Below are 10,592 nucleotides of genomic sequence, written 5' to 3' on the forward strand. Positions count from 1 at the left end.
AAACCAGTCCAACTTTCGGGGGCTAGTTCACGTTGTGTGGGAGCGGGGCCTTGACGTGCCTGCCGTGGAGCGCGGAAAGGCCGCGGTGGGCAAACGCCCACCGCGGCCTTGTTCTTATCCGGTGCAGTTAGTGTTCGTGGATCAGCAGGTCATGATCCTTCGACTCCCGGGTCAAGAGGATCGCGATAGCGGAGACGGCTGCGATCGACCCGATGAAGATGATGACCGGCAGTGTGCTCACTCCACCACCGGGCCCGGCGTAGAGGGACGCGACGATCGTTGGGGTGAAGCCGGCACCCAGCAGGGTGGCCAGCTGGTAGCCCAGCGAGGCGCCGGTGTAGCGGGACTCGGTGCCGAACTGTTCCGCGATGAACGCCGCCAACGGCCCGTAGATCATGCCGTGCAGGGCGAGAGCGATGGTGAACGCTGCGAGGATGACGAGCCAGCTGTCCGAGCGAAGCATCGGAAACATCGGGAACAGGAAGGCGACGAAGAGCACGAGCCCTGCGATCATCACCGGGCGGCGGCCCAATGCGTCAGAGAGCCGGCCGAACCCGACGACCATGAAGATAGAGATTACCGAGGCCCACGCAAAGGCGTAGAGGACATCCGACCGGGCCGTTCCTCCGGCCGCGGAGTAGCCGACCGCGAACGTCGGGAGCAGCACCTGGAGGGCGAAGCCAGCGGCGCCGGCGAACATCGTCAACAGAAGCGCCTTCGGACGGCGAAGTACGGAGATCAGCGGAACCTTCGGCTTAGCCCTATCTTCGGCATCGGCCTTGATCATGGCGGCCTGGAAGACCGGGGACTCGGAGACCTTGGAACGGATGATCAGGCCAACGATCAGCAGTAGGAAGGAGAAAAGGAACGGTATGCGCCAGCCCCAGGAGAGGAACTGCTCCTCGGGTAGCAGGGCGGAGACGGCGCCCATCATGAACGTGCCCAACGCGGCGCCGGAGGGAGCGCCGGCATTCGTGAAGGACGCGGCGAATCCTCGCTTCTTCGTATCGGAGTGTTCGAGCGCCATCAGGGCGGCGCCGCCCCACTCACCACCGACCGCGATGCCCTGGAAGATACGCATGATCACCAGGAGCACGACGCCCCAGATGCCGATCATCTCCGCGGAGGGGATCAAGCCGATCGCGGTGGATGCCAGGCCCATGAGGAGCATGGAGAGCACCAGCATCTTCTTGCGACCGAGCCGGTCGCCGAAGTGGCCGAAGACCGCCCCGCCCAGCGGGCGAGCGACATAGCCGGCCGCGAAGGTGCCGAAGGCGGCGATGGATCCGGCCAGTGGGTCCGAGGCCGGGAAGAACACGTGTGGGAACACGACGGCGGCCGCGGTGGCGTACAGCAGGAAGTCGTAGAACTCGATGGTCGAGCCCAGATAGCTGGAGAGGATGACCTTGCGGGATTCGCGGCGGCGTTCCTCGGGGGAGATGTTCAGCAAGGCATCTACGGTGTCTTGCTTCTCTCCGGTGGATGTAGCCGTGCCGGTGGGACGGCTCTTAGGAGTGATACTGGTCATGGTGACCTCTGTTTCTCTCGTTCGGGGTGGAATGGGAAAAGGGTTCAGGGGTGCTTAGGCGCTCTCACGCAGCACGGTCTTGCGGATCTTGCCGGTCGTGGTGCGCGGAAGCTCGTCCACGAGTCGCACCTGAGCCGGCACCTTGTATTTGGCCAGCAGTTCAGCCAGGTCTTTGCGGATCGCCTCGGCGTCCAATGACGCACCGTCCGCGGGCACCACGAAGGCCACGCCTGACTCGCCCCAGCGTTCGTCGGGGACGCCGACGACGGCCGCCTCGGCCACGTCGTCCAGGGAGAGCAGGGCGTTCTCCACCTCCGCGGGATACACGTTCTCCCCACCGGAGATGTACATGTCCTTGATGCGGTCCTTGATGGTGAAGTAGCCCTCGGCGTCCCTAACGGCGATGTCGCCGGTGTGGTACCAGCCGCCCTCCAGTGCGGCCGCGGTGGCCTCCTCGCGGTTCCAGTAGCCCTTCATGACCTGCGGGCCACGGGCCAAGACCTCGCCGGCGATGCCGTCCTCCACGTCCTCGCCGGTGACGGGGTCCACCACGCGGACCTCGGCGAAGAAGTGTGGGCGGCCGGCAGTCCCAGCATGGGATAGCGCGTCGGCGGCCTCCAGGAGGCAGACGCCGGGGGCAGTCTCCGTCATCCCGAAGCCCTGCACGATCTTCACGCCGCGGTCCTGCCAGAGACGGATGGAGCGTTCCGGCAGCGGGGACCCGCCCACCATGACCGAGCGCAGCGAGCTCAGGTCGGCCTCGGCGAAGCCCGGGTCCTGGGAGAGGAAGTCCAGCATGGCGGGAACCATGAAGGTCCCCGTGACCTTAGAGTGCGAGATCGCGTCCAGCACGTCCTTCGGCCGGAAGGCACGCTGGATGACGATCCGCCCGCCCATCATGAACGTGGGGATCGTGGTCATGTTCAGCCCGGCGATGTGGAACAGCGGGGCCACGGACAGCATGACCTCGTCCTGGCGGAGGTCGGTCCCGGTGAAAGCGTTCAGGTACTGGAAGGTGAGGTTGCGGTGGGTGAGCATCGCACCTTTAGGGCGGCCCGTTGTGCCGGAGGTGTACATGATGAGGGCGACGTCGTCGTCATCCACTTCCGCGTCCACGGGGTCTGCGGAGCCGGAGGCCAGCACCGCCTCGTAGCGCTCGCCGGGGCCGTCCTCACCCTCCACGGCGATCAGACGCAGCCCGGTGACCTTGGCTGCCAGGCGCTCGGCCGTGGGCGCCTGGTCGCCGCCGTAGACGACGACGGACGCGCCGGAGTCCTCCACGATGAATTGCACTTCCGCCGGCGACAGCCGCGGGTTCACGAGGACCGCGGTGCCGCCGAACAGGGTGGTGGCGAAGAACGTCTCCAGCAGAGCGGGATGGTTGAACCCGACATAGGCGATCCGGTCCCCGCGGCTGGCTCCCCCGGCCAGGAGGGCGTGGGCGAGCCGCTCGACGCGCTCGGCGACCTCGCCGTAGGTGTAGGTGGTGCCCTCGAACTCGAGGGCGACGGCTTCAGGACGGACCGTGGCACGGCGGCGGGGGTAGGTGCCTACTCCGATGTTCATGAGGCTACTCCAAAGGAAGTTCGGGATGGGGATGCTCGGGACGGGGATGTTCAGGCGAGGCGCTCCCGGAGGAGCCCTCAGGACGGCCGGAATGTGGCCGACGTCACAAAACTATGGAAAGGCATTTAGTTGAGATTGTCAATGGTTGATTTTGTCAGGAGTTTGGCGTGGGGCTCGGAGTTGGAGCCCCTTCGGGTAGAGCTTCGAGCACCTCTCCGGGGATTATGAGCGAGCGGTCCTGTGGACGATTCACGGCATAAAACAACAAAAAATCGCCCCCGCGTGCCTGCCTAGATGCAGGCGCCGCGGGGGCGATTCAGTGGTTTCTAGCCGGTGTTGAGCCGGTTAGAAACCGGTGTTTTACCGGCTATAAGCCGAGTTTAGAGCTGGTTGCCGAGCTTATATTCGCCCTGCTTCCATTCCGGCATTTCTCCGTCTTCGTCGCTGCGGGTGTAGGAGAATCCGTCAGCGCCGATGGTCACGTTCATTTCGGACTCGTCGGAACGTGCAACCACTTCCTGTGGGTTGCCGTCGAGGTCGAGCACGAGCGAGGCGTCGGTGTACCAGGACGGCACAACTGGGGTGCCCCACCAGTCGCGGCGCTGGTTATCGTGCACATCCCAGGTCACGACTGGGTTGTCTGGGTCGCCGGTGTAGTAGTCCTGGGTGTAGATCTCGACGCGGTGGCCGTCTGGGTCACGCAGGTACAGGTAGAACGCGTTGGAGACGCCGTGGCGGCCCGGGCCGCGCTCGATCGCGTCCGACATACGCAGCGCGCCGAGCTTGTCACAGATCGCGAGGATGTTGTGCTTCTCGTGGGTCGAGAACGCGACGTGGTGCATGCGTGGGCCGTCGCCACCGGTCATCGCGGTGTCGTGCACGGTTGGCTTGCGGCGCATCCACGCTGCGTAGACGGTGCCCTTGTCGTCCTGAATGTCTTCGGTGACGCGGAAGCCGAGGTCCTGCATGTACTTCGCGGCGCGTGGAACATCCGGGGTGACCTGGTTGAAGTGGTCCAGACGCACCAAGGCGCCTGGGGTGTAGAGGTCGTAGCGCCATGCGAGGCGCTCAACGTGTTCGACGTCGTAGAAGAACTCGTACGGGAAGCCGAGCGGGTCCTCAACGCGGACCGAATCGCCAATGCCCTTGACGAAGCCGTCCTTCTTACGCTCAACACGGCAGCCGAGCTCCTTGTAGAAAGCCTCTGCCTTGTCGAGGTCTTCTGGGGAGCGCACACGGTAAGAGAACGCAGCGACAGCCGCTACATCGCCCTTGCGCAGCACCAGGTTGTGGTGGATGAACTCTTCCATCGACCGCAGGTAGATGGTGTTCTCGTCTTCTGCCGTGACAACGAGGCCCAGGACGTCCACGTAGAACTCGCGGGACTTGGCAAGGTCAGTGACCACAATCTCCATGTAGGCGCAACGCAGCACATCCGGTGCCTCCGCCTGTGGGGTTGGGATCGGGTTCTCAGTCTTTACTGGACCCTCTTGGCCTACATAAAAGCCGGATGAGGTTTTCTGGCGGTTCTCCAGGTTGCTCATGTTTGTTCTCCTGAGGTTGAGGTGGCGCCTCGCAGCTACGTTCCGTGAGGTCACCAGCCGGAGTAGGGGTTAGTTTTCCTGCTTACCGAAAACCGGGTTGTGCACCTTGCCGAGGTTGATATGGACGGCCTGCTGATCGGTGTAGAAGTCGATCGAGCGGTAGCCGCCTTCGTGGCCGAGGCCCGAGGCCTTGACGCCACCGAATGGGGTGCGCAGGTCACGAACGTTGTTCGAGTTCAGCCACACCATGCCGGCCTCAACGTTCTGAGCGAAGTTGTGGGCACGCTTCAGATCGTTGGTCCAAATGTATGCGGCGAGGCCGTACTTGGTGTTGTTAGCGAGCTCGAGCGCTTCCTCTTCCGTGTCGAACGGAGTGATCGCAACAACTGGGCCGAAGATCTCTTCCTGGAAGATGCGGACCTCAGGGGAGACGTCAGCGAAAACGGTCGGCTGAACAAAGTTGCCCTCAGGGAACTCCTCAGGGCGGCCACCACCAGCAACGAGGCGGGCCTCTTCCTTACCGATTTCGACGTAGGACATGACCTTCTCGAAGTGCTCAGGGTGCACAATCGCGCCGACCTCGGTGGTCTCATCCGACGGCAAGCCAACCTTGACGCGCTTAGCCTGCGCCGCGTAGCGCTCCACGAACTCGTCATAGATGCTGCGCTGAACCAGGATGCGGGAACCTGCGGTGCAGCGCTCGCCGTTGAGGGAGAACACACCGAAGATGGTTGCGTCGATCGCGGTCTCGAGGTCCGCGTCCTCGAACACGACGGCCGGGGACTTGCCGCCGAGCTCCATCGAAAGACCCTTGAGGAACGGTGCGGCGTTGCCGAAGATGATCTGGCCGGTCTTGGACTCACCGGTGAAGGAGATCAGCGGAACGTCTGGGTGCTTGACGAGCGAATCACCCGCGAAGCCCTCTTCGCCGTAGCCGTGAACCATGTTGAACACGCCAGCTGGCAGGCCGGCCTCTTCGAAGATGCCTGGCCACAGCGATGCGGACAGCGGCGTGAACTCTGCCGGCTTCAGCACCACGGTGTTACCGGTTGCGATCGCTGGCGCGAGCTTCCAGGATTCGAGCATGAACGGGGTGTTCCACGGCGTAATCAGGCCTGCAACACCGATCGGCTTGCGGTTGACGTAGTTGATCTGACGGCCTGGAACCTTGAACGTGTCATCATGCTGAGCCACGATCAGGTCAGCGAAGAAACGGAAGTTCTCAGCTGCACGGTGCGCCTGGCCGCGCGCCTGGGAGATCGGCAGGCCGGTGTCGAAGCACTCCATCGCTGCGAGCTCGTCCGCGCGGGTCTCCACAACATCGGCGATCTTGTGCAGAATGCGGGAACGCTGACGCGGGAGCATGGTTGGCCACGGGCCGTTTTCGAAAGCGTCCTTCGCGGCGGCAACCGCAGCATCGATGTCTGCGACCTTGCCGGAAGACGCCTTAATGTAGGCCTCGTTGGTGACTGGGTTGAGGACGTCGAAGGTGTCGCCGTCGATCGAGTCAACCCACTTGCCGCCGATGTAGTGGCGGATCTGATCTGGAAGGTTCTCCGGGACTGCTTGCTGTGCCATATGTATGAAGCTCCTCAATCCGGTAGTGGTCCGGTGCGGCCTGTTGGCTGCGCGACGTGGCGCTGGCTTTGATGCCGGTGCGGCCGCGCGGGCCGGTTTGTTGGTGGGGTGATGCCCCACATATTTGCAATCGTATACGATCCGTGGAGGCGTGAAAAGGGTTTAAATGACGACGCGGGCTGACTCCGCGCGGAGCTTAAAGCGAGGAGGGTGGCTGGCCCATGGCGTGAAGGTACGCGTTGAGCGTGTGCATGCGGTGGGCGCGGGCTAGCGCCTCGATCTGGTGGGCTGGCTTCTTGGCGGCGATCGCCTCGATCAACTCGGCATGCTCTTTCACGGAATCCTGGGCGCGGGCCGGGATCGCATCGAAACTGGAAACCCTGATCGCGTCCATGCGCGTCCAACCGCGATGCACCAAATCCAGTAGGTGAGTGTTGGGGCAATCCGAATACAGCAGCGCATGCAATTCAGCGTTCAAGCGCGTGAACTCTGCCGGATCAAAATCGGCCAGCAACGCACGTATCTGTTCGTTCAAGTCCCGGGCGGCCTGCACATCGGCGGCTGAAATATGCTCCGCGGCCAGCGCGGTGGCGGAGCCCTCTAGGATCGCGAGGGTCTGCATCGTGTTCAGATACAGCTCCGCATCCACCTCCGCGACAGTGGCCCCTTTATTCTGGGTGAACACCACGAGGCCTTCGGCTTCAAGCCGGCGGATCGCCTCACGCACCGGCACCACGGAGCACTTCAACTCATCAGCGATGGTCTGCAGAACCAGGCGATAGCCCGGTTCATACGTGCGGTCCAGGATGCGTTCACGCACGGCATCGTAGGCGGCCTGTGACTTCGATGTGGCCCGGGCCTGGCGCGGATGCTGCTGTGCGGAGGTCATATACGGATCGTATACGAGAGCACTCAAAACGTATACGATGATGAATACGACCGGCGCATTCATCAGGGGCGCATCTACCAAGAATGTCAGTAGGAGTGTCAGTGTTCAGCACAACTAACCAGCCCATCGAAGTAACCCAGGACGTTCTGGACAATATCGGCAAGGTCATCGCCGTTCACCTGGCATATTCGTCCCGCGCCGAACAGCGCGGCCGTACCCCTAAGTACCCTTCCTACTTCATGAAGGCGACCTCCTCGCTCGCCTTGACTGGGGAGACCGTGGAACGCCCAGCGGATACCGAACTGCTGCAGTTCGAAGGCGAGATCGCGCTCGTAATCGGCAAGGAAGCCCGCCGCATCACCCCTAACGAAGGCTGGGCGCACGTCGGCTGGATCACCGCTTCCAATGACATCGGTATTCAGGACATCAAGTACGCCGACAAGGGCTCCAACGTCCGCTCCAAGTCCGGCGACGGCTACACGCCACTCGGCCCGGTCATGATCCCTGCCGAGAACCTTGACCCGATGCACCTGCGCGTGATCACCAAGCTCAACGGTGAAACCGTCCAGGACGCCACCACGCAGGAGCTGCTGTTCTCGTTCGGTCAGATCGTGGCTGACTTGTCCCAGCAGATGACGCTCAAGCCAGGCGATGTGATCCTCACCGGAACCCCAGCGGGTTCCTCCGTTTTCAAGCCGGAAGACGTCGTGACCGTTGAAGTTCAGGCCGGCGAGCAGTCCACTGGCGAATTGCGCACCACCGCGGTCCAGGGCACTGAAGGCTTCAAGGACTTCGGCAACCCGACCAAGGTTACCGACGCTGACCGCATCGACGCCTGGGGCGACGCTCAAGCCGCAGGCCTCGCAGGCGCTGAAGCCGACGCCGATGCTACAACCGGCGCTGACCCGCTCACCGATGAGGTCCGCGCTAAGCTCATGGCATCCGCGACCGCAACCCTCTCCTCCTCCGTCAAGGCGGCAGGTATCGAGGCGTGCACCATCGCAGGCCTGACCGCAACCCACGGAACCCAGAAGATCGTAGGCCGCGCACGCACCCTGCGCATGATCCCGCTACGCCAAGACCTGTTCAAGCAGCACGGTGGCGGCTACAACACCCAGAAGCAGATGTTCGACGACCTCAAGGAAGACGAGATCCTCGTCATCGAGGGCCGCGGCGAACAAGGTGCCGCAACCCTGGGTGACATCCTCGCAACTCGCGCCAAGCTTCTCGGCGCGGTAGGCATCGTGACTGACGGCGCGGTCCGCGACCTCTCCGAGGTTGTGGAGGCCGACATCCCGACCTTCCACAACGGCGCGCACCCATCTGTGCTGGGCCGCAAGCACGTCCCGTGGACCATGGACGAAACCGTCGCATGCGGCGGTGCCGCGGTGCAGCCGGGCGACATCATCGTCGCTGACTCCAACGGCATCGTCGTGATCCCACCAGCAGTGGTGGAGCAAGTAGCCGACCACGCGTTCAAGACCGAAGTTCAGGACGAATGGGTCATGGCACGCGTCAAGGAAGGCAACCCGATCGAAGGCCTCTTCCCGCCAACCGGTGAATGGAAGGTCAAGTTCGAGGAATACCTCGCAAACCGCGAAAACGAGCTGAACTAAGGAGCGAACATGCTGGATCAAAGCACCCGCGTGAAAATCGCCGACGAACTCGTCACCGCCGGCGAAACCAAAGTTCCCGTTCCGCTGCTCACCAAGCGCTACCCAGACATGGAAATCGCTGACTCCTACGCGATCCAGCGCATCTGGCGTGAACGCGGCGAAGAAAAAGGCCGCGTCGTGGCAGGCCACAAGATCGGCCTGACCTCCAAGGCGATGCAGTACGCGACCGGCATCTCCGAACCGGACTACGGCGTGATCTTCAAAGACATGGTGCTGGAATCCGGCACCACGCTCGAATGGGATATCTACACCAAACCGCGCGTTGAGATGGAACTCGCGTTCAAACTCAAAGACGATGTGAGCGGCCCAGACGCTGACATCTTCGATGTCCTGCGCGCAACCGAATACGTTGTCCCGGCCCTGGAAATCCTGGATGCCCGCGTCGAGATGGAAGGCCGCACCATCGTGGACACCATCGCAGACAACGCCGCGATGGGCGTCATGGTGGTCGGTGGCCGTCCGGTCCGTCCGGACGAGCATGACCTGCGGTGGCTCGGCGGCCTGCTGTATAAGAACCAGGAGATCGAGGAAACCGGCCTCGGCGGCGGCGTGCTTGGCCACCCCGCCAACGGCGTGCATTGGCTCGCGAACCGTCTCCACGAGCACGACGAAGTCCTGCGTGCAGGCCAGATCATCCTCGCAGGTTCCTTCACCCGCCCGATGTGGGTAGACAAGGGCGACACCGTGATGGCCGACTACGGGCCGCTAGGGGTTGTGACATGCCAGTTCGTCTAAACCACACCGAACGCAGCTTCAAGCACCTCTTCACCCAGCCGAGCATGGCCGATCAGCCGCGCGGCCGGGCCGATGGGGTTGCTGGCCCGGTCGTGGGCATGTTCGTCGCGTCCGGGGACCCGACGGCCGCCGAAATCTGTGCGGGTGCCGGCTTCGACTATTTGTTGCTGGATGCCGAACACGGCCCGTTCTACTTGGAAGGGCTCATCGGTCAGCTGCGCGCGATTGCCGCGTACCCGAGCTTGTCCGTGGTCCGCGTCCCGCGCAATGACGCCGCGATCATCAAGCAGGTCCTGGATGCCGGCGCGACCAGCATCATGGTCCCGATGGTCCATACGGTTGAAGATGCGCGTGCGGCCGCCGCTGCGATGAAGTATCCGCAGCCAGGCGGGGCTAAAGCCTCGGGGTCTGCGGTTGAAGGTGTGCGTGGGGTTGGTTCCGCGCTCGCGCGTTCGGCGCGTTGGGGGCGCGTTCCTCAGTACTTGACGCGGGCGCACGAGATCGTGAGCCTCATCGTCCAAGCCGAATCCGCGGAAGCGGTGCGTAACGCGGATAAGATCGCTGCGGTTGACGGCGTTGATGCGGTGTTCCTCGGGCCATCCGATCTCGCGGCATCCATGGGATACCTCGGCCAGCAAACCCACCCGGAGGTGGTTGGGGCCGTCAAGGAGGTTATCTCCAAGGTGCGGGATGCCGGCAAGATTGTGGGCGTCAACGCGTTCGCCCCGAACCAGGCGCGCGACTACCTCGAAGCCGGCGCGCATTTCGTCAACGTCGGCGCGGATGTGAGCATCCTCGCCCGCGGCACCGAAAACCTCGCCAACGAATTCATGCCCAATAAAGACGACGACAGCCTCGAATCCTACTGAGGTGCCTCGTTAGTGCAGTCGGGGGCGGGACACCAACTGGTGTCCCGCCCCGCTGTCTTCCCCGGCACGATGGGTCCAGGAAAGCAATAACCCCGGTGATATGCGTCTAAAACGCAGGGATCGCTCCGGGGCTTTCGCTTTCAAGTGTAACACTGGTATGTATGACATCCAAGAAGACGGCGTACCTTACATATATTGATCGCGTAG

Annotated in this window: 8 protein-coding genes; 3 read left to right on the forward strand and 5 right to left on the reverse strand. The window is 63.0% G+C overall.

The annotated features are described in order from the left end of the window. Nucleotides 1–127 precede the first annotated feature (127 nt). From HMPREF3175_RS00790 to HMPREF3175_RS00810, 5 genes are all read right to left on the reverse strand, one after another. Nucleotides 128–1,528, reverse strand: a complete 1,401-nt coding sequence (locus HMPREF3175_RS00790) for an MFS transporter (protein ID WP_083285559.1) — start codon at nt 1,526–1,528, stop codon at nt 128–130. A 54-nt stretch (nt 1,529–1,582) separates the two neighbouring features. After that, complete coding sequence (locus HMPREF3175_RS00795; RefSeq protein WP_070490179.1) at nt 1,583–3,094, reverse strand: acyl-CoA synthetase; 1,512 nt, start codon at nt 3,092–3,094, stop codon at nt 1,583–1,585. Between the two features lie 380 nt (nt 3,095–3,474). After that, nucleotides 3,475–4,638 (reverse strand): 3,4-dihydroxyphenylacetate 2,3-dioxygenase, encoded by a 1,164-nt coding sequence (hpaD, locus tag HMPREF3175_RS00800; protein ID WP_035756131.1) that lies wholly within the window; start codon nt 4,636–4,638, stop codon nt 3,475–3,477. A 69-nt stretch (nt 4,639–4,707) separates the two neighbouring features. After that, nucleotides 4,708–6,216, reverse strand: a complete 1,509-nt coding sequence (hpaE, locus tag HMPREF3175_RS00805) for a 5-carboxymethyl-2-hydroxymuconate semialdehyde dehydrogenase (protein WP_035756135.1) — start codon at nt 6,214–6,216, stop codon at nt 4,708–4,710. 196 nt (nt 6,217–6,412) lie between these two features. Further along, entirely contained in the window at nt 6,413–7,105 is a 693-nt protein-coding gene (locus HMPREF3175_RS00810; protein WP_070490184.1) for a GntR family transcriptional regulator, read from the reverse strand. 101 nt (nt 7,106–7,206) lie between these two features. Between HMPREF3175_RS00810 and HMPREF3175_RS00815 the strand changes: the two genes are divergently transcribed. Genes HMPREF3175_RS00815 through HMPREF3175_RS00825 form a run of 3 tightly spaced genes read left to right on the forward strand, consistent with a single transcriptional unit; the run spans nt 7,207 to nt 10,385 of the window. Further along, on the forward strand, nt 7,207–8,721 hold the full coding sequence (locus tag HMPREF3175_RS00815; RefSeq protein WP_256276223.1) for a fumarylacetoacetate hydrolase family protein: 1,515 nt from the start codon (nt 7,207–7,209) through the stop codon (nt 8,719–8,721). Nucleotides 8,722–8,730: 9 nt separating this feature from the next. After that, nucleotides 8,731–9,516 carry a 2-keto-4-pentenoate hydratase gene (locus HMPREF3175_RS00820; RefSeq protein WP_035756137.1) on the forward strand — a complete coding sequence of 262 codons (786 nt, stop codon included), beginning with the start codon at nt 8,731–8,733 and terminating at the stop codon, nt 9,514–9,516. After that, the gene (locus tag HMPREF3175_RS00825) at nt 9,501–10,385 is read left to right on the forward strand and encodes an HpcH/HpaI aldolase family protein (RefSeq protein WP_070490181.1); all 885 of its coding nucleotides are present in this window, start codon (nt 9,501–9,503) and stop codon (nt 10,383–10,385) included. The genes HMPREF3175_RS00820 and HMPREF3175_RS00825 overlap by 16 nt, the downstream gene beginning before the upstream one ends. Nucleotides 10,386–10,592 lie beyond the last annotated feature (207 nt).

It is taken from the genome of Arthrobacter sp. HMSC08H08, assembly GCF_001807575.1.
Classification (GTDB): Bacteria; Actinomycetota; Actinomycetes; order Actinomycetales; family Micrococcaceae; genus Pseudoglutamicibacter; species Pseudoglutamicibacter albus.

Excerpts from the sequence above, each read along its gene's own strand:
- HMPREF3175_RS00790 (WP_083285559.1), bottom strand. The coding sequence starts at position 1,528 with ATGACCAGTATCACTCCTAAGAGCCGTCCCACCGGCACGGCTACATCC.
- HMPREF3175_RS00795 (WP_070490179.1), bottom strand. The coding sequence starts at position 3,094 with ATGAACATCGGAGTAGGCACCTACCCCCGCCGCCGTGCCACGGTCCGT.
- HMPREF3175_RS00810 (WP_070490184.1), bottom strand. The coding sequence starts at position 7,105 with ATGACCTCCGCACAGCAGCATCCGCGCCAGGCCCGGGCCACATCGAAG.
- hpaE (WP_035756135.1), bottom strand. The coding sequence starts at position 6,216 with ATGGCACAGCAAGCAGTCCCGGAGAACCTTCCAGATCAGATCCGCCAC.
- HMPREF3175_RS00820 (WP_035756137.1), top strand. The coding sequence starts at position 8,731 with ATGCTGGATCAAAGCACCCGCGTGAAAATCGCCGACGAACTCGTCACC.
- HMPREF3175_RS00825 (WP_070490181.1), top strand. The coding sequence starts at position 9,501 with ATGCCAGTTCGTCTAAACCACACCGAACGCAGCTTCAAGCACCTCTTC.
- hpaD (WP_035756131.1), bottom strand. The coding sequence starts at position 4,638 with ATGAGCAACCTGGAGAACCGCCAGAAAACCTCATCCGGCTTTTATGTA.